This is a genomic window from Dysgonomonas hofstadii, assembly GCF_014196915.1.
GTDB lineage: Bacteria > Bacteroidota > Bacteroidia > Bacteroidales > Dysgonomonadaceae > Dysgonomonas > Dysgonomonas hofstadii.
On record NZ_JACIEP010000006.1, the window covers coordinates 205,472 to 226,891 of the forward strand.

15 protein-coding genes are annotated in these 21,420 nt (G+C 39.2%); 7 read left to right on the top strand and 8 right to left on the bottom strand.

Annotated elements, in window-relative coordinates:
* The first annotated feature begins 127 nt into the window (after positions 1 to 127).
* From gltB to GGR21_RS10060, 5 genes are all read left to right on the top strand, one after another.
* The gene (gltB, locus tag GGR21_RS10040; RefSeq protein WP_183307085.1) at positions 128 to 4,645 is read left to right on the top strand and encodes a glutamate synthase large subunit; all 4,518 of its coding nucleotides are present in this window, start codon (positions 128 to 130) and stop codon (positions 4,643 to 4,645) included.
* A gap of 76 nt (positions 4,646 to 4,721) precedes the next feature.
* On the top strand, positions 4,722 to 6,146 hold the full coding sequence (locus GGR21_RS10045; protein ID WP_183307086.1) for a glutamate synthase subunit beta: 1,425 nt from the start codon (positions 4,722 to 4,724) through the stop codon (positions 6,144 to 6,146).
* Positions 6,147 to 6,335: 189 nt separating this feature from the next.
* Positions 6,336 to 6,803 (top strand): calycin-like domain-containing protein, encoded by a 468-nt coding sequence (locus GGR21_RS10050; RefSeq protein ID WP_221232980.1) that lies wholly within the window; start codon positions 6,336 to 6,338, stop codon positions 6,801 to 6,803.
* Positions 6,804 to 6,902: 99 nt separating this feature from the next.
* Positions 6,903 to 7,448, top strand: coding sequence for a C40 family peptidase (locus tag GGR21_RS10055; protein ID WP_183307088.1), 546 nt, complete (start codon positions 6,903 to 6,905; stop codon positions 7,446 to 7,448).
* 95 nt (positions 7,449 to 7,543) lie between these two features.
* Positions 7,544 to 8,314: a C40 family peptidase gene (locus GGR21_RS10060; protein WP_183307089.1), complete on the top strand. Its 771-nt coding sequence runs from the start codon at positions 7,544 to 7,546 to the stop codon at positions 8,312 to 8,314.
* A 79-nt stretch (positions 8,315 to 8,393) separates the two neighbouring features.
* On the opposite strand, the gene GGR21_RS10065 is transcribed toward GGR21_RS10060, so the two are convergent.
* From GGR21_RS10065 to bla, 8 genes are all read right to left on the bottom strand, one after another.
* Complete coding sequence (locus tag GGR21_RS10065; RefSeq protein WP_183307090.1) at positions 8,394 to 10,097, bottom strand: alpha-2-macroglobulin family protein; 1,704 nt, start codon at positions 10,095 to 10,097, stop codon at positions 8,394 to 8,396.
* Positions 10,098 to 10,126: 29 nt separating this feature from the next.
* Positions 10,127 to 11,257, bottom strand: a complete 1,131-nt coding sequence (locus GGR21_RS10070) for a DUF4249 domain-containing protein (RefSeq protein WP_183307091.1) — start codon at positions 11,255 to 11,257, stop codon at positions 10,127 to 10,129.
* A gap of 8 nt (positions 11,258 to 11,265) precedes the next feature.
* Positions 11,266 to 14,019, bottom strand: a complete 2,754-nt coding sequence (locus GGR21_RS10075; RefSeq protein WP_183307164.1) for a TonB-dependent receptor — start codon at positions 14,017 to 14,019, stop codon at positions 11,266 to 11,268.
* A gap of 2 nt (positions 14,020 to 14,021) precedes the next feature.
* Positions 14,022 to 14,783: a hypothetical protein gene (locus tag GGR21_RS10080; RefSeq protein WP_183307092.1), complete on the bottom strand. Its 762-nt coding sequence runs from the start codon at positions 14,781 to 14,783 to the stop codon at positions 14,022 to 14,024.
* Positions 14,784 to 15,275: 492 nt separating this feature from the next.
* Positions 15,276 to 18,515: a UvrD-helicase domain-containing protein gene (locus GGR21_RS10085; RefSeq protein WP_183307093.1), complete on the bottom strand. Its 3,240-nt coding sequence runs from the start codon at positions 18,513 to 18,515 to the stop codon at positions 15,276 to 15,278.
* Entirely contained in the window at positions 18,493 to 18,831 is a 339-nt protein-coding gene (locus tag GGR21_RS10090; RefSeq protein ID WP_183307094.1) for a translation initiation factor, read from the bottom strand. Before GGR21_RS10090 ends, GGR21_RS10085 begins: the two co-directional genes overlap by 23 nt.
* A 328-nt stretch (positions 18,832 to 19,159) precedes the next feature.
* Entirely contained in the window at positions 19,160 to 19,639 is a 480-nt protein-coding gene (locus GGR21_RS10095; protein WP_183307095.1) for a methylglyoxal synthase, read from the bottom strand.
* Between the two features lie 23 nt (positions 19,640 to 19,662).
* Positions 19,663 to 20,397, bottom strand: coding sequence for a subclass B1 metallo-beta-lactamase (gene bla / locus GGR21_RS10100; protein WP_183307096.1), 735 nt, complete (start codon positions 20,395 to 20,397; stop codon positions 19,663 to 19,665).
* Positions 20,398 to 20,713: 316 nt separating this feature from the next.
* On the opposite strand from bla, the gene GGR21_RS10105 reads away from it, so the two are divergent.
* Both GGR21_RS10105 and GGR21_RS10110 read left to right on the top strand, forming a co-directional pair.
* Positions 20,714 to 21,025 (top strand): membrane-binding protein, encoded by a 312-nt coding sequence (locus tag GGR21_RS10105; RefSeq protein WP_183307097.1) that lies wholly within the window; start codon positions 20,714 to 20,716, stop codon positions 21,023 to 21,025.
* 29 nt (positions 21,026 to 21,054) lie between these two features.
* Positions 21,055 to 21,360 (top strand): hypothetical protein, encoded by a 306-nt coding sequence (locus tag GGR21_RS10110; RefSeq protein ID WP_221232981.1) that lies wholly within the window; start codon positions 21,055 to 21,057, stop codon positions 21,358 to 21,360.
* Positions 21,361 to 21,420: the final 60 nt, after the last annotated feature.

Below are 21,420 nucleotides of genomic sequence, written 5' to 3' on the forward strand. Positions count from 1 at the left end.
TTTTAATTAAAAATGCATATTTTATCAATCAAAAAGAATTTATTAACAAATATATTTTGTACTTTTGTCAAATATTACATTGGAATAATTTCCAATTTCTCATTCAATCATATATTCAACTATTACTATGCAAGATTTAAAATCAGCAATTCAGCACGGATTATATGATCCAGCCTACGAACACGACGCTTGTGGAGTAGGAATGGTATTGCATATGAAAGGTGCTAAATCGCATGCTATCGTAGAGAACGGACTTCGAGTCCTGGAGAACATGACACACCGGGGAGCCGAAAACGCAGATAACAAAAGCGGAGACGGCGCAGGTATCATGCTGCAAATTCCCCACGAATTTATTCTGTTACAGGGAGTCCCTGTTCCGGAAAAAGGGCATTATGGGACAGGATTGGTCTTTTTACCAAAAGGCAAAGCTGAACTCGAATCGTGCATGATCACCCTGACCCAGCACATTGAAAAAGAGGGGCTGAAACTTCTGGCTGTTCGCGATGTACCTGTCAATAGTGAAATATTAGGTGAAATGGCACTATGCAATGAGCCACATATCAAACAGATATTTATCGTCGGTGAAGAAGGCATGTCTCAGGACGAACTGGAACACCGTCTCTATATTCTTCGAAAAAAAATAGAGAAAGAGATATTTAACTCTAAAACATTCTCGATGGCGACAAAACGTTCTTTTTATGTTGTCAGCCTGTCCACCAAGCGTATTATATACAAAGGGATGTTGTCTTCCGAACAGTTGAGACATTATTACCCCGACCTGCTGAATCCGCATCTGACAAGCGCCATCGCCCTTGTACACTCCCGATTCAGCACCAATACATTCCCCACCTGGGATCTGGCACATCCGTTCCGCATGGTGGCGCATAATGGAGAGATTAATACGATAAAAGGAAACCGCTTATGGATGGAAGCCCGGGAAAGCGTTCTGAAATCCGAATTACTAGGTAATATCAATGATATATGGCCTGTAGTTCAACCGCATATGAGCGACAGTGCATCGTTTGACAATGTACTGGAATTCCTCGTCATGTCGGGCAAATCGCTTCCTCATGCCATGGCAATGATGGTTCCGGAATCGTGGAACGATAAAAACCCTATTTCAACCGAACTGAAAGCATTTTACGAATACCATAGTTTATTTATGGAGCCATGGGATGGTCCTGCCACTCTGCTCTTTTCCGACGGGCGGTATGCAGGTGGGCTGCTAGACCGCAACGGGCTACGCCCTGCCCGTTACCTGATGACAAAGAATGATGTAATGGTAGTAGCATCCGAAATGGGAGTTTTGCCATTCGAGCCATCCGAAATCAAAGAAAAAGGGCGTCTGCGTCCGGGCAAAATGCTGATGGTAGACACTGAAACCGGCACTATACAATACGATGCAGAACTGAAAGAGAATCTTGCAAAAGCTTATCCTTATCGTGAATGGCTATCCAAGAACCGTATCTCGCTGGATGATATATCATCTGGCCGGACACCAAAATACAGTGTGGATAATTATACCAAATTGCTAAAAGTTTTCGGATTTTACAAGGAAGACATCGAAAAGATCATTATTCCGATGGCCGCAGAGGGAAAAGAGCCGACAGCATCTATGGGGAATGATACGCCTATTGCCGTACTATCGAATAAGCCGCAGCGTTTATTTACTTATTTCCGTCAATTATTTGCACAGGTAACAAATCCTCCTATCGACCCGATACGTGAAGAATTGGTCATGTCATTAGCCGGATACATAGGCTCACTACATAAAAACATATTGGAGCCAATGCCCGAACATACAAAGATGGTAGGTTTATCTAATCCGTTTTTATCTAACCGTGAACTGGATTTACTTATCCACCTGCAATACAAAGGCTTCAAATGTGAGGTACTGCCTATGCTCTTTGACCCTAAACAAGGGGGTACCGGACTTGAAAAGGCAATAGACACGCTATGTAAACAAGCCGAAAAGGCGGTAGACAACGGCAATAATTATATTATACTGAGCGACAGGGGAATTGATCCCGATCATGCGGCAATTCCTTCATTACTGGCTGTTTCTGCTGTCCATCATTACCTGATAGAACGCCGTAAACGCATGCAGATAGATATTGTGGTAGAATCTGCCGAGCCACGCGAAGTAATGCATTTCGCTTTGCTGTTCGGATATGGAGCGAATGCCGTGAATCCATATCTGGCATTAGCTGTAATCGAAGACCTTGTTAAGAAAGGCGATATACAGCTCGACTTCTACACAGCAATGAAGAACTATGTGAAATCCGTCAACAAAGGTTTACTCAAAACCATGTCGAAGATGGGGATTTCCACTCTCAGAAGCTATATCGGAGCACAGATATTCGAAGCCATCGGTATCAGCAGTCCTGTTATTGAGAAATACTTTAAAGGCACAACCTCAAAAATCGAAGGTATTGACCTGAATGATATTGCAAGCGATACACTGGAAGCTTTTTATGAAGCTTTTGAAGATGACTTTGTTGATCCGTCCCTGATCAATCAGGGAATATACGCCTGGAGGCGTAACGGAGAATACCACGCATGGAATCCCGAAACGATCTCTAAATTGCAAATGGCAACCCGTCTGGGTAGTTATAAAAAATTCAGAGAATACACAGAAAGTATTAACAAAAAGCCTGAAAAGATATTCCTGCGCGACTTCTTAGACTTCGATCCGGCTAAGAAGCCGATCGATATATCGGAGGTAGAATCCGTCTCAGCCATCACTAAACGTTTTGTGACAGGTGCCATGTCATTTGGTTCTATCAGCCGTGAAGCACATGAAGCAATGGCTGTAGCTATGAATGCGATAGGAGGTAAAAGCAATACCGGAGAAGGGGGTGAACTTCCCGAACGATTTGCGACGAATGCCCGTTCTGCAATCAAACAGGTAGCATCAGGACGCTTCGGGGTTACCACTGAATATCTTATCAATGCTGATGAAATACAAATAAAAATAGCACAGGGAGCAAAACCCGGTGAAGGAGGACAGCTTCCCGGATTTAAAGTGGATAAGGTCATAGCAAAGACAAGGCATTCCATTCCGGGAATCTCACTTATCTCCCCTCCCCCACATCATGACATTTACTCCATAGAAGACCTGGCGCAGTTGATTTTCGACCTAAAGAGTGTAAATCCAATAGCACAGATCAGTGTAAAACTGGTATCGGAAAGCGGTGTAGGTACAGTTGCCGCCGGAGTAGCTAAAGCGAAAGCCGACCGTATCATAATCAGTGGTTGCGAAGGCGGAACAGGCGCAAGTCCTGCCAGTTCGATCAAACACGCCGGACTTCCGTTAGAGATAGGTTTAGCCGAAGTGCAACAAACATTGGTATTGAACGGACTGCGTGGACAAGTCTATCTGCAATCGGACGGGCAGCTGAAGACAGGTCATGATATTATCGTCGCTACTATGCTGGGAGCCGAAGAGTATGGATTTGCTACCAGCGCACTTATTGTACTGGGCTGTATCATGATGCGCAAATGCCACCTGAATACTTGCCCCGTGGGAGTAGCTACTCAAAATGAAGAGTTGAGGAAGAAATTTATCGGACGAAGCGAATACCTGGTTAACTATTTCAACTTCCTCGCAGCAGAAGTACGGGAATACCTGGCAATGCTGGGTGTAAAATCACTGGATGAAATAGTAGGACGTACCGATCTGTTGAAATATGTAAAAAGCGATATCAATAAGAAAGTCGAAAAACTCGATCTGTCACGCCTGCTCTATTTTCCTACAGAGGCTAAAGAAAACGCAATACACCATATAAAAAACCAGGAACATAAACTGGACGATGTATTAGACAGAAAACTGATCACGACATCGCGCATGGCTATCGATAAAACCATGCCTATCGAAATATCGCATGTGATAAGGAATACCGACCGTACTGTCGGGGCTATGCTTTCGGGCGAAATAGCTAAGAAATATGGAAATACAGGCCTTCCTACTGACACGATAAAATGTACATTCCAGGGATCGGCCGGGCAAAGCTTCGGAGCTTTTCTTGCTCACGGAGTAACTTTCCGGCTCGAAGGAGATACGAACGATTATGCAGGGAAGGGCTTGTCGGGAGGTAAGATCATCATTGTGCCTCCTACTGTATCAAGTTTCAGGCCAGAAGAAAATATCATTGCAGGTAATACTCTCTTGTATGGTGCTACTTCGGGTGAAATATACATAAACGGGCGAGTAGGCGAACGCTTTTGTGTGCGTAATAGCGGCGCAACTGCCATAGTGGAAGGTGCAGGCGATCACTGTTGTGAATACATGACAGGCGGGCGGACTGTGGTTCTGGGCGCAACCGGACGCAATTTTGCAGCCGGTATGAGTGGCGGTGTTGCCTATGTATACAATATAAATGAAGATTTCGATTACTATTGTAACATGCAAATGGTGGAATTATCCCTGATAGAAGACACGTATGACAGCCGTGAACTTCGCCAACTGATAACGAATCATTATGTATACACTAACAGCCCTCTGGCAAAACACATTCTCGACCATTGGAATACCGAAGTAGAAAGATTCATGAAAGTTACACCGATTGAATATAAAAAGGTATTGCAGGATGAAAAACTGGAAGCTATAAAGAAAAAGATAGCGCAGGTAGAATTTGATTATTAATTTGTCAATTAGCACATTAGCATATTCGAAAATATATTTGCTAATCTGCTAATTCCCAAATTTTCACATTAATAACATGGGAAATCCAAAAGCATTTTTGACAGTAAAAAGAAAAGACGCGGGATATCGTCCTGTTCAGGAGCGCACTCTCGATTTCGGAGAAGTAGAACAGACACTGAACACTGAAGACAGACGTGAGCAGGCATCCCGTTGTATGGATTGCGGTGTTCCATTTTGTCACTGGGGATGCCCGTTAGGTAACAAAATGCCCGAATGGCAGGAATATATTTACAAAGGAAACTGGAAACTGGCAGCGGAAATACTGATGCAGACCAATGACTTCCCTGAATTCACAGGACGTATCTGTCCGGCCCCATGCGAAAAGTCATGTGTGCTCTCCATTCACCGCGCACCGGTAACCATTCGCGAAAATGAAGCGGCCACATTAGAACAGGCATTCAACGAGGGCTATATACAACCGAAAGTTCCGGCAAAACGTACAGGTAAAAGAGTAGCTGTAATTGGTTCCGGACCATCGGGTTTAGCTGTTGCAAATCAGTTGAACCAAAAGGGGCATGACGTCACTGTATATGAAAAAAGTTCACATATAGGAGGGTTGCTCCGCTTTGGTATTCCTGATTTTAAGCTCAATAAAAACATTATCGACCGCCGCCTCAAATTAATGGAAGCAGAGGGCGTTAAGTTTATTGTAAATACCGAAATAGGGAAAGACATTAAAGGAAAAGATATTCTTAAAGGATATGACGCTATATGTGTAGCCATTGGTTCACAGGTACCCCGCAATCTCCCTATCGAAGGACGCGAATTAAAAGGGGTTTACTATGCAATGGAATACCTTACTATGCAGAATAAGCTGATAGCAAAAGAAGAGGTTCCTGCGGATCAGATCATCGATGCAAAAGGTAAGAACGTGCTGGTTATCGGCGGCGGAGATACCGGTTCGGACTGCATCGGAACTGCCAACCGCCAGGGTGCTGCTAATATACTGCAAATAGAAATTTTGCCTAAGCCTAAAAAACTGGAAGATATAGAAAATCCATGGCCTGCACCATTTCCTGTTGTACTCAAAACATCCTCATCCCATCTTGAGGGTTGCGAACGCCGCTGGTCTCTCAATACAAAACGATTTATAGGAGAAGACGGTAAGCTAACCGCTGTTGAACTTATAGAGGTGGCCTGGGAACAGGATGAATCGGGAAAGCATATAATGAAAGAGGTAGGAAAACCCGAAATATTGAAAATCGATTTCGTTTTTCTTGCACTTGGCTTTGTTCATCCGATTCAAGAAGGATTATTGCAGGAACTGGGAATAAAAACAGATGACATACGCCATAATGTAACTACAGACCAGAAACGGGCGACAAATATAACGAAAGTATTCGGCGCAGGCGACTGTGTCAGCGGGCAATCACTGGTGGTAACAAGCATAGCATCAGGGAGAAAAACGGCAGAACATATAGATGAATTTTTAAAACAGTAATAGTTAAGTTTTAGTTAAAATTAGTTACCAATAATTTATAAGCAGAGAGCAGGGAATCTGAAGTTATGTAAATAAATCATATCTTTGTGCAGCTTTTGGTGAATTGAATGCATCAATATACCAACAGTAGTTAATTTAATGAATTAAAAAGAATCTATTATGAACAAAAAATTTATCTATTTATTAGCGTTGGTATTCTCACTTGGTTTGACTTTTACAGCTTGTAGTGATGACGACGATGATACAACTACAGATTATGCAAATGAGATCGCCGGTACATATGCAGGAGAACTTAGTATTCCTCTGGGAGAAACTATAGGAACTATTAAGACAGATAAAGATATAGCATTGACAAGAACTGCTGATAACGTAGCTACCCTTAAATTGGAAAATTTATCAATTCCGTTGGGAGATGTAGATTTTGAGGTTGGAGATATTGTAGTTCCTAATATATCTATCACAAAGAGTGGTTCAACTTATACTTTAGCAGAAACAACTACTACAATAACAGTTCCTACTCTTGAAGGAGGAACTACGAATGCTAATGTTAAAGTAAAAGGTACAGTTGTTAGCGGTGCAATGACTCTGACTATAGATGTAGATAATGTTCCGGTATTTGAAACATTAACAGTATCATTTGCTGGAGATAAAGAATAATTGCATTAATTATTTTATTATACACAGAAAAGCGGTTTTTGGAAACAAAACCGCTTTTCTTTTTTTATATTGCTTATCTTTAAACTGACTAATTTATTTATGGCTAAAACTACGATTAAATACACGATTCTGCTTAGTTTATTAATCATACTGATTACTTCGTGTGGCACGCAGCGAACTGCGACAGGCGTATTATACGACCCCAAAGAAGTAGCCGAATTATCCGATAAATTAGGAATCAGACTAAGCAATACAGATAAAGATGACGACAGAAATATACCCCTTTATGCCGAATCATCCTTATGGTTGGGTGTACCCTACCGTTATGGCGGACTTTCCCGTAAAGGGTTGGACTGTTCGGGTTTTGCATATCTTATCTATCAGAAAGTATACAATAAGAAGATTCCCCGTTCTACATCTGATCTGGCAAAAATGAAAATGCACAAAATATCGAAAACGGACTTACAGGCCGGCGATCTGGTATTCTTTGCTACAGCCAAGAGCCACAAAAGGATAAACCATGTAGGCATCTACCTTAAAGACGGGCTTTTTGTACATGCATCCACGTCCAACGGAGTAATAGTCAGTCATCTTGACGAGGGTTACTACAGCCGGACATGGAAGCAGGCAGGCCGCATAAAATAAAGAAAAGAAGTCCTTAAAATATTATAAAAAACATTATACCATACACTTGGATTAATCCGAATTACTTATTTTTATCGGGTTTTAAACTAACGTATATGAGTCTACGAAAAAACTTAAAGCGGATACCATCTATATTCTTGATCTTTTCCATGGCTGTTTTACCAATCTCTGCTATTTCTGTAAAAAGCGCTAAATCGGGAAAGAAAAAGCAAAAAACAAGCTCCGCTGTAACGACTAAAAAGGTTGAGGTTGTTCAATCTTCTCAAAACATAGAAATGACTGCCAATGATGGCAGCCCTATCACCCTGCCAAAAGTTGAAAAACGTCTTGTAGAACAATCAACTCTCTTTTCGTCTTCAAACGACCTGCTGGCAGATGCGGACATAAACAAGTCGCTGTCTCACCTGAAAGAGCGCCTGATAGAACAAAAGGAAATGCAGGAATTATCAGTTCGTCTGGGTATTGCAATCACAGATCCTGCCCATCTGGATTTGTACAGAGAAGTTGCTGACTGGCTGGGCACACGCTACCGCCGGGGAGGCATGAGCCGTAAGGCTGTTGATTGCTCCGGGTTTACAAGCCTTATTTATAAAAATGTATATGACCAGCAAATAGACAGGGTAAGTACCACTATTGCCAAAAATCTGAAAATATCTGTTTCCAAAGAGGACCTTATCCCAGGAGATATGGTTTTTTTCTCTACATTCAACAAAAAATATATCAATCATGTTGGTATATATATAGGAGATGGTAAATTCATCCACGCTTCTATAAAGAAAGGTGTTATTGTCAGTTCGCTAGTGGAAGGTTATTATAGCAAAGCCTGGAGAAAAGGCGGCCGCAATATAGAAACAGAGAATATCTAAACAAAATACAAAATAAAATATGAGAGGCTGTCTTCCTGAAAAGACAGCCTCTTTTGTTCATATAATCAGAACAATCCGGTTATTCGACCTTAAAAACTGACATAGCCTCAACAACTTTTCCATCAGTAGTCAAGCCTTCCACCTTAACGGTATACTCACCTTGCAAATCGGATGTATAAAACGGGACTGATAACGACCTACTACCATTTGTAGGTATATGTGGTGCCCAGTAAAGAGTATGCCTGAAATCCGGCAAACGGCTCTCCTGCTTCGATTCATTATCATAATCCGGCATATAGAACTGGCGACAAATCTGTGTGCCTTCATAATCGAAGAACTGACACGATTCGTCCATCTCAAGGTCAGGATAATTTAAATTATAGGTATAAAAAGACAGAATACCATCAAAGATCTGCCCTCCAAAAACATACTTATCATAATAAATATCCAGTTGTTTAACCAGTAACGGATTGTATTTCAGCGCGATGCCATGATCGAGAATAGGTACGCCATCGATAAGGACTAAAGTATTTCCTGTAGAGAATCCCATATCTTCTCTATATAAAGATATATAAGACTTACCTTGTGTTCTGCTTATGCGTACCTGATTTACAAATTCAGTAATCACCTCATGCATTGTAACAAAACGGGTATATTCGTCAAGTGAATACGAATTTTGTGGTCTGGATGAAAAATAAGGATACTCATACTCAAATTGATTAAGGTAATTATTCATATAAGCATATAATACCTGCAGTCCTACGCTTCTGTCCAGCAATTGCTCCTTATATGCAGAATCTAATGGTAACGATTGCCGCTTCGGCTTATCACCATGCTGTGTACTAAACGGCGATTCTATGTCTATCCTATATCTTTTCCCTGAAACATTTTGCAGGGTTGTGGCAATCTCTTTTACACCGTTTGTATGTCTTGTATAAAAAGAGACAATCCCGTTATCATCAATATGACCTGAAAAGAAATGAATTTTATCACCTATATAAGACATAAAAGGGACTACATATCTTTCATGCTCAGTTTGTCCTGTTTCTATATTTACTAATTTACCTGATATTATATGACCTTCATATTCGGGCAAATATTTATTCTCAAATATTTTATTTCCAACAGATTTAATACTACTGCGCCATTCAGTTAAGGACTTACCATCTGCAATGGGTAATAAGTCTTTCCCTGCTACAGAAACAGATAGTGTATGAATATTGTCTGGTAAATTATCCAATATAATTTTTGCTGCTCCACGCCGGGAATATACAGCATTATCTGTAGCTAGAGAAATCGTATTGTTCATCTTTTGTAGTTGCGGGGCAGACAATGATGTTGTTACAGATTTTGAATTTTCCGGCTTTTCCTCATTATTAAAAGTGTTAATTACAGCAATATCTTTATTAAAGAAGACACCGGTTCCCTCATTTTTCATATAACGGGTGTAAGCTACAACCCGGTAATAACCGGTTGGCAATATAGCAGGTAACGCAATCCACCCCTCACCTACTCCATTATTTATATCCAGTTTTATCTGCACCCGGGATTCTGATCCGTCCAACAGTTCTACATAAGCTATCTTACTAAGAAAAGAAGGTTTACCATCTGTATCCGTAGTTATCAGTTTAAGCCAGACAAGTTCACCTGACAGATACACTTGCTTATCCGTTTGCAGATATATACGCTCTTGCAACATATCTGTACCTTTCGCCGTCACCTGAAAGCAAGTAAACAGTATAAAAATAAACATTAATAAACCCGATAGATATTTTATCTTCATATCTTATATATTTAGTTCTTTTACAGAAATTACTGATGATCATTCGGCCAAAATGGAGGTTTTGCTTTTGTTCCCCCATTATGCCTGCAATCCATACACTTTAGTGGAGCAATGGTGTACTGTATAGGAGGAGGATCCGGTAAAAAAGAGACTATACCATAGCTACCATCCGGATAACCTTCCTCTATTTTACAAACGAGGGAGCCGTCTATATAACCTTCTATATAGACATCGTTCGGGTAAGAGTAAAAAAACGTTTTACTGGTCGTCGTGGAAACATCAACGTATCCGATAACCGGATTATCAGGGTTCGTTACACAAGTAATATTCCCCTTCATCTCAGATGGCATAGGGCCAAATATACTCCCCATCTCTTCTATATTCTTCTCTAAATTTACAATATAGTCATATGCTGCCTTACGTAACGAATTCTGTTTAACTTCAATATAATAGAGCATAGAAAAACGTTCATCGTTTTCATTTGTTTCCATTATTTTCTTACCTATAATACGATTTTCCGACAATGATTCGGATGTAGCTACAGAATAGCCTTTCGATTCATTGTAAACCCAGCAATAAAGCCCGGGATTTATTGGCCCGTTTACCTGATCATACATCGCCAGGGTATCGGCGACTATACCTCCCAAAGCTTTTATTCTCGATTGTATTTCCCATATCTCATTATATGTCCAGCGATAATATTTGGAATTCTCTTCCGAGCCGTGAGTAGATACCCGTACCGATACATCTTCAGCATCGTCCTTCTGTACATAAATTTCATCAATTTCTGTAGTTTCCATAGGCTCCATATAATCTGACTGATACTCCAGCCCATCCAAATTTATAATTAACCGGTATTTCTGCCCTGCCTTAAGCTCATCTATAAATGCAGTATAATCTCCATAATTAGAATTAAGTGCAAACGGAAAAGTTGTTCCATCGGTACATTCTATCCGCATCTGTGCATTCATCACCAGCTTTACATTCGACGTATTATCATTTAGCCCTACACTCCGGGTTAACTTTATCGTAGTTTCCCCTTCCGATATTATTCCGTCAACGATAAGTAAGTTGCTTGCCTCATCTATTCCTTTCGGACTAAATTCCTCTACACAGCTGACAAACAGCAACATTAAAAATATATAAATAACATTCTTCATAATGTATTTCAAAATTTAATATTATAAGACAAATATGGAATAGGCACACCAAATATAGCTAGTTTATATCCCTTTATCAGTCCATCTTCGTATTGATAATATACAGAATGAGCATTCTTGCGACCTGTCACATTATATACACCAAACGATATCATGCTATGGGTTAACAATGTCAAATGATGGCTGGGCTCTATGTTAAATGATACATCCATCCTGAAATAATCAGGAACACGATATTTATTACGATCAGAATAATATACATATTCTTTATCAGCATATACATACTTAGATATAGGTAATGTCACAGGACGTCCTGTTGTATATTCGCAGTTGAGAGAAAAACTAAACCTATGGGTAAACTTATAATTACTTATAAATTTGAATTCGTGAGGCTTATCAAAGTCAGCAGAATACCACTCTCCCCTGTTCACAGGTATAGATATACGTTCATCATCCTGTTTCAACTGAGTTCTCGAATAGGTATAACTCACCCATCCGTTCAGCTTTCCGGCAGTCTTTTTCAGCATCAATTCTACACCATAGGCTCGCCCTTTAGTATTCAGAACATCTCTTTCCAGATTATGATTCATTATCAGTTTGGCTCCGCTACGATAATCGAGATAATCATCCATCGTTTTATAGTAGGTCTCAATAGAAGCTTCCAATATATTATTATAGAAATTCTTATATACACCCACTGCAAACTGTACGCCTTTTTGAGGTTTAATATTCACATCACTCAGTTTCCATGTATCAGTTGGCGACATAATCGCAGTATTCGATATTTTATGAATATACTGCCGCATCGTATTCACACCTGCCTTAACCGACAAGTCGTCGGAAAAAGCATAACGGGCTGATAAACGGAATTCGGGACCATGATATGTTTTTAGTATTCCGCTTTTATTATCAACTGTTTCCGTAACGGTTTCCTCAGATGGCAGTGAACCCGGATCGTAAAGGTTATAACTGCGTGTGCCTAAAACATTGAATATAGAATACCTAATACCAAAATCGATAGCGAGTTTCGAATTAACATTCCATTGGTCTCCAATATAAAACGCAGATTCTAATGCCTTTTCTTTTTGAATCTGATCTGTAAGTATAATAGATTCGTCTCCATTAGGTGTAATTGTCCCAGGATTCAGGTTATAGTGAAGAGAATTGAATCCGAAGTTGAAAGTATGTTCATTGTTATAATACCATGACAAATCAGCCTTGCCATACATTTGATTAACAACAAATTCAAGCTTATACCCCTCCGGCGGATTAACAACATTGCGTATATTATAATCATAATGATCGTAACCCGCAGTAAAGACTCCTGTTACCTTCGGTGAAAATACATGCCGCCACTTCAGCGACCCGTTTCCATTTCTGTATCCGTATTTTTCGTCTTGCTGAAATCTGAAATTATCCTGACTATAATAGCCACTGGCATAGATTGTATTCCTCTCATCAAATTTATGTGTAATACCCAGATTGATATCATAGAAATTAGCATTACCATCTTTATATCCGCTTTTTTCTGGTAGCTGTTTTAACAACCAGTCAGAATAAGTTGTACGTCCACCCAGAATAAATGAACCTTTTTCTTTAACGATAGGCCCCTCTACCGCAAGACGGCTGGTAAGTAATCCTATGCTGGCCGCTCCATGAAATTCTTTATTATTCCCCTCACGCCCGTTTATATCCAACACAGAAGATATCCGTCCACCGTATTTAGACGGAATACTACTCTTATATAATTCCATATCTTTTACAATATCCGGATTAAAAGCTGAAAATAATCCGAACATATGAGTGGGATTATAGATTGTACCATCATTATACAGAATCAAGTTCTGATCGGTAGCTCCTCCCCTTACATTGAATCCGCTTGAAATTTCACCAACCGACTTAACCCCCGGCAGCATCATTACAACCCGCAAAATATCGCTTTCGCCAAATACTGTCGGCACGTTCTTTATTTCTTTCATTTTCAAACGTTCCACACCCATGGTCGTTTGCTTTATATTATCTTTTCTATCGGCCTGAACAGTAACTTCGCGTAAGGCATATACTTTTTCTACAGATTGTATATCGAGTCTTCCTTCAGAATGTAATAATATCTGCCTTTTTGTTTCTTTCTGCCCTGCACCACTAATACTCAATTCGTGTCGTCCGGGCGAAACCGATAACGAATAATAACCATAGGTATCAGTCATTGTAGCAATACTTGTACCCTCTATATAAACAGAGACTCCGGGTACGGGTTCACCTGTTTTCATATCAAGAACATAACCGGTAAGATTCGCCTTTCCTGATGTTTTTTGTGAAGGATTTCCTACTTCATAAATCTTAAATTCAGATATTGCTCTTCTATCCTGATGTTCATTTATTAATGACAGCGTGGAATAGACTGTTGAATCCATTATATTATAAGCCTGTTTACTACCAAACATATTCTCAGGCAAATAAGTCATCAACTTTTTATTCTTAAGTATAAATATATAATTCTCATATTTTGAAATCTGATAAGGAGTATTTGCAAAAGCAGCCTGCAATATCGTCAGAGGGTCTTCTTGCCGGTATGTTACTGATACCTTAACCGAATCCATTTCAGAGGGGACACAAAATATTTGATAAGGTGAAGCAGCCTCTATCTTCTTTAATAATTCTAATACCGGTTGATCTTTAAGATCCATATCTATTTTTTGTTGTGAAAAAACAGGCAAAGCCAGCATTAAAAAAGCGATGATAATATAATTGGAATATCTCATAATCATTCTTCATTGAGTTTTTCATAATACTGAACGACTAAAGCAAAAGACTCGTCCTTATCTTTACTAAAATTCAATTTATTATCTTTTATAAATTGTTCAAGCTCCTCCTTATTCGTCTTTAACACTTTTAGTAGTGAGCCCTTATTATTTATCTTATGAAATTTTCCATCTACATATATATAATATGTTATCGTTTGTTTAACATTTTGTATAGATGCGACAAATGATGGATAAGTATATCTTTTATAAAGAGAGTATTTCCCTCCATAAAACTGCATATAATAACCTTCTGTCGGAAGTTTATTGGATCTGTCAGGAATAAGGAAGAAGAGTCTGTAACCGAATAAATCTGCATATTTCAGCCTTAACGGATCAAGTACGATCATACCCGTTTTATCAGGAGCCAGTACAACCAGTTCGTTATTCATAAGATCCAGACGCATAGTTATATCCGGATATACGATATCATCAAAAAACAGTTGTCCTGTTGTATAAGAAGTCTTTTCTCCTTTTATAAAATAAGAAGGGTCTGTTGCATTTTTTTCTTCTGACCTGGGCTTAAGATATGGTATTGCTCTATTAAGCAATATACTACTTGCCATTTTCCCTGAATAAATTACCGATTGGTTTCCTGCTTTTCTAAGATAGTCTGAAATAATAGAGTCTTCTTTCAGGCTGTTGTCATCCCTGATTAAAGACTGCGCGACTAAACATAGATGTGAAAATAAAAGTATGGCTAATACAAAAACCTGTTTTTTCATATTTTCCTATGTGTTTTTCATTATAACAAGGTTATTCCTGTCACAAAGCATATTTATAATTATCCCTGCTTAACAAATATAACTTAATTTCACTTATGTTAACCAACAGGTATAAATTGAAGTAGATTATTATCCAGAGACAATAACACAATGAATTATATATCAAATGCTTATAATTAACATTTAAATATTCAAAGTAGATTTACAGAAAAATGATATAAGGAATAAGCTTTATGAAAAAGAATCAAATAGAATGTTGCGGATATTATTGTATAAATAGAATATATCAATGTTTTATAAAAAAGAAAAGGTTGTCATCCCGACAACCAATCTTCATTTTTAACCTTAAATCTAATACTATGAAAAACACGTAATATTAACGTCTGCAACGATAAAATAGTTTATCACCTGCGTATTAAAAAAGTTAAAATGAAGCAAAGGTTCGTTAACGTCCAGTCTGAATGCGGGTTTCAAGACAGTATAATATTATTATCACACTTCAACAACTTTGCCTAATGCTATATAACAAATATATCCCCGAACATTCTTATAGCCCATTTTCTGTATCTGGCTGATATAATATTTTACCTGACGGATATATTTTGAGTTTTCTTTTTCTCCAAATTTATAATCAATAACCACAACCTCATCCTTACTTATCATAACCCGGTCGGGACGACTGAAAGTACCTTTCGGTTGTAATATCTGTATCTCATTTAAGACCTTATACTGTCCCGAATACCAGGATGAAACCACAGGATCGGACAGATATTTTTCCAACAGCCCCGACAATTCAATCTTCTGAGTATTGGTTATATTACCTGAGATATGGTATTCTTCCAAAGCCTTTTCTATATCATCAATTGTCTCTATCCGGCTCACGATCTCGTGCATCAGCATACCATAATCACGCTTACCTGAATCAGTAAAGTAATATTTGTTTTTCAGCAATAGCTTAATACGTTCATCATAGGATATGCTGGATAGGGCGTCTACATTTATTTCTTTGACAGAGACGGATCCCTTTGTTTCAACAGGACTATAACCTTTCCCGATATCAAAAACGCCCGATTCCTCATCCAGATATTCCGGCAGATCGATATGAGCATGCTCACCGGATAAAATACCGGAGGAGGTACGCACAACGTTCCAAAGCAAAGATGATATACTGTTGATCTCATCCCTTTTAGGACGCGGAGCAAAAGCAATTAATTCATTTTTAGCACGGGTAAAAGCTACATACAGAATGTTCAAATTATCAATATAAGCATGAAGCCGTTCATCGAAATATTCATAATCGAAGATCGTATTTTTCAGTTTCTGGGAATATTTCACCGGTACCAGATGCAGACGGTCGAATGGTTCTACTTTAGGATGGCACCAGAGAATAGTGGTTTGCCTGTGGTCTATTTCCCAGCTACAGAAAGGAAGAATCACGACATTGAAACCCAATCCTTTCGACTTGTGGATTGTCATAATTCGTATAGCATCCTGTCCGTCAGGAGTAAAGATGGTCTTCTTTATACCCGTTTCGTCCCACCACCGGAGAAATGCGTCCAGATCGGATGTACTACGGATCGTAAAATCAAGTACCATATCCAGAAACGATTGTATGTATACCTGCTCATTCTCTTCCATTGCATTATGGAACAAGCCGAATATCTCTTCGGTCATCTCATACAGTGGAAGTTCTCTGATCCTGTCCAGTTCCTTTACAATATCTTCCGGAAGATCTTCTTTTCCTGAGAAATACTGCTGCAAAGCATCCTCAGCGCTCAATTGGTTATTATATTTGAAATACTCAAATACAGCCAATGCCCTTAAAGAGGCATCCAGCGGATTATGCAAGTATTTCAACAGGGCAATAATAAGTTTTATGCTCTTGGAATTACTCACAAACAAGGCTTCGTCCGATATAATATCGTAGCGATATTTAGAACCTGCATATCTGCTTTTATATTCCAACAGGCAATTGGCCACATCGGCACCCTCCTTTTTCGTGCGCACCAGTACAGCTATATCTTTCAGGCTATATCCTCTATCCTGTAGTTCTTCTATTTGCTTCGGCAGTTGCTCCAGTACATATTCCTGCCAGATACGTTCATCCGTATCTACGAACTCTACCTTAACCCGTCCTTCATTACCTTTACTTTTAGCGGGAGTTTGCTGGTACAGTCCGTCATACGCTTTTGAGATACGCGACAGAAAAGGAGACAAACGCTTGTCTTCTACATCCTGCAACGATCCGTTAAATGTATCCTGCAACAGAGTAGAACCAATAGAGAACACAGCATTATTGAAAGCTATGACGTTTCGTGCGCTTCGCCAGTTCGAATCCAATGTTTCATGGTTTATCCTGTCGGCACCAAAGTCTATATCAAGTTGCTCATCCAATAGTTTCCAGTCAGAGTTTCTCCAGCGGTAGATGCTTTGTTTAACATCGCCTACTATGAAGTTCTTATTTCCGGCCGCTATACTATCTCTCACCAGAGGGAGAAAGTTCTGCCATTGCATACCTGATGTATCCTGAAACTCGTCTATCATATAATTATTGATACGCAAGCCTACTTTTTCATATATAAAAGGAGACTCATTTCCTTCGATAATACGGTTCAGCAACTCGGTAGTATCCGAGATCAGCATTACATTATTCTCTGCGGCATTTTCCCTTATCTTCTTATCCACATCACCCAATATACCCAATGTAAAGAAATAACGGTTTATTTCATAGGCGGTCTGGTAGGTGCGTGAGTTATCGTAATGGACGATAATATCCTCAACACAGGTATTCAGCCCGGGGTATACATCTTCAATTTGGCTCTTTATATCAGCCGGAGTTTTTGCCGTATACCAGTTATCACAACTACCTGGCAGCGTGCGGAAAGTATTGCTGGGTTCATCCATTGCGCCATTGGCCCACTTCAGGAAACTAAAAAAAACCGAACGTGATCCCCCTTTAAAATCATCGGGTTTCAATCCAAAGCGGGTCATTATATTCAATGCCTTCTCTCCTATTTGCTGCGAATGCTTCTCAAATGTCTGAATAATGGCAAAAAGCATATCTTTATAATCAGCCATCAGTTGCTTATCGGCAATATCCTGCTGCACCTGATTGCTATATGCCTTATAGCTTTCTTTAAGAATTTCTTTCGAAAGCGATTGTATATCGTTACGGATATTCCAGGTCTCGCCGTTCTCAACCTTTTCTTCCGAGAAACGGATCAGCCAGTCAAGCAGTAGTTTATTATCGCTACGTTCCAGATCATACAGCATGGAATCGATAGCCTCTCCCAATACTTTGTCAGTATCAAGCTCTACGTTATATCCTCCGCCCAGACCAATTTCCCGTGTAAAAGCACGCATGGTCTGCTGAAAGAATTTATCTATGGTACTCACCGAAAAGGATGAATAATCGTGCAGTATGCGCACAAGTATATCCCGGGCCTCTTTCTTTACCTGTTCTTCGTTGTAGCTATACTCATCGCTCAACAGTTCTATATACGGGGAATCCTCTCCTTTTGCCAGCTTAGCCAGCTCTGTCACGATACGGGTTTTCATCTCGTCGGTAGCCTTATTGGTAAAGGTAACCGCCAGTATATGCCTGTATGCGTAAGGGGAAGAAAATAACAGGCACAGGTATTCAGCAGTCAGCCGGTGAGTTTTCCCCGAGCCTGCCGACGCTTTATAAACATTCAGGTTTATTTCATCGTCAAATAATCCGTGCTTTAGCATATCCTTCCTTTTGCAGAAGTTCGAGTATCTTACTACGGAAATCACCTTGCACGATGATCTCCCCGTCTTTGGCAGAACCGCCTACTCCGCATTTCACTTTCAGCATTTTTCCGAGAGCTTCCATATCTTCCGTAGTCCCTACGAAACCGGTAATCAGCGTCACGGCTTTTCCTTTCCGGTTGCGTTTGTCGAGGGATATACGAAGAGCCTGTTTCTCTTTCAGTATTGTTTCCTCTTCCTGCTCATCGTCTGTGTCATATTTAAAGTCCGGATTGGTAGAGTATACCACATTCAGACGGTCTTTCCAGTCGCTCATATATTTCTTATTTTAACTAAAAACTTACAAAGATGACAGATTTTTAGCCTTTAGCTGTTAGCCAATAGTTATAAGCTTATTAACTAAAACCTGACAAACCTTACATATTTTATATTCTTTTTTTTCCCTTGCTCGCGCAGACTTCCAGTCTGTGTGTTGCGAAGCAAAAAAATCGCCCAGCGAGGCACGGACAAGATGTCCGCGCTAGCGGGTGAAAAACTTGTTTACTTGTATCTCGTTTACTAGTCAACTTTATCCATTTCAAAGATCATTTATTATTGGCACATCGGCATATTAACCAATCAGCACATTATACCTTATAGATAAATTAATCTTTAATTCGTTTGAAATTCTCATCAAAATTTTTCCTGTCAAAATTTTCATAACGTGGCTTAGTCGGGACATAATCATCATTATCCCACAATGGGCTTGTCAACATCAGGTCGGCACTGTAACGGTTGCATGCTATGGGCACATTGTGCACACGGCATTGGCGAAGTAACATCATAATATCAGCTTCATGCGGCTGAGGATTCAGATCGTCTATCAGGAATACAGCCAGATCTATCTCATGACGTACCACCATGGCAGCAATTTCGGCATCACCACCCATCGGCCCCGAATTCATACGGGTAATATCGGCATAAATACCTTTCTCCTCAAATGCTTCTTTAATTAGCATTCCGGTAGTTCCTGTACATACCAGATGGTGTTTTGAAAGAAAAGCAGAGTTATAATAACACCATTCTACCATATCTGCTTTGCGATGATCGTGCGCCACAAGCGCTATTGTCAGTCTTCTGTTCATTTTAATCGTTTTGTTAATAAATATTATTTCTCTAATAATTGAAGTGTATGTAACATAAGTTCCACGCCCCCTATCGCCCCATGTCCGGGAACAACTGTTTTCACATCCGGGAATCTAACTATCATTTTTCGCATTGTTCCAGGCCATGCTTTTACATCGGCATCGGCAAGATTTCCCAGGCTTTCTGATTTCATATCCTTAACACAGCATCCTCCGAATAAGATATTTTCGGATGGCAACCATACTGTAATATTATCGGTTGAATGCCCGCCTCCCATATAATAACACTTGACAGGAATATTCTGAAAAACCAATGCCAAAGAATCGGTAAAACCATGTTGCGGCAATGGCAGTTTTTTCTCTTTTGCTATATCGATAGTCATTTGATTGGTATATGCATCTACACCTTTTGTTTGCAGATATCCCAAGCCACCCATGCAATCTTCATGCCAATGAGAAGGAATAAACGTGGTTATAACAGCTTTCAAAGAGTCTTTTGTCCATTTATACAACTCTTCCGTCTGCTCATTGTTCCATGGAGAATCAATCATCAGAGCTTTACCTTCTTTTACTATTAGTAAACCATTGGCACCTACCTTTCCGAAATTTTCCATTTGCAAATAAGATATATGCATATATACATTCTCAGATAGTTTCCTGATCTCCAGATGATCAGAAACCTCTATCTTTTGCTGAGCCACAACAGGAAAAACCGCAATCGCCAGAATCAATAAAACAGATGATATCCTTCTTCTCATTTTTTAGTCATTAAGCGAAATCAAAGCTTTAAATATTATTTTTTATTTCATTCAAAGATAAGATATTTCCATGTAATTCCGATTACGAAACAATGAATCATTCAAACTGCCCCAGACCTTTTTTATCTACAGAAAAGGTGTTAATTTATCAAAATTAAGGTTAACCACAGAGTTACAACCTATTCTTTTTTATCGTAAATTTACATCATAAATAGCACATAACATACTCATTATAAAAACATCAGATACTTTATGTCATGAGAGGAGCATATAGTATTGCAGTGAATATACCTCTCCAATTTTCATTTAATCTTTTATGTCTAAAGTTATTTCAGAACAGATCGAAAAAACTCAAATGCTGCTAAACGGGCTGGAAGGAAAAGCCGAACTGGTAAAAAACAAAGGATTGGACGACGAATTTATAAAAAAACTAAGTGTTAACAATCAACAAATGACAGTCTATAACGAAGAGTTGGATAAACTAAAAGCAGAATTGAAGGCAAAAACGATTCAGGCTAACCGGAAAATAATGGAAATAAAATCGCAGGTAAAAGATGCGAAAAGAGTTATCAAACGGGATTTTTCACAATACCAATGGCGAGAATTCGGGATCAACGACAAGCGATAAAGGATTAATCCAAAAATGAATTAAATATTATGAACATGATGGAAGACAATACAGCTTTAGCTTCGCTATTCGAACTGACAATGGACAATGTTTATGATCTGTCGGAAGAGAATGTTTCCTATTTACTGAATAAGCTGATCAGCGACCTGCCTAGAGAAAAGCGTCCTCCTTATGTTAACATAATAAGCAAAGCTTTCGATTTCAGGTCGATAGGTTCAAGTAACCATACTTTAAAATCAGATTTGATGATATCCGGATATAAATTCTTCCCGATACCTTACAATAACAAACTGATAATGGGAGTAAGACGAAAAAGATCAGTGAAGGTATATTGATCTGCCGGCTTGAATCCAAAGCTATAATAATAAAAAAAGGTGCCCAAATTGGACACCTTT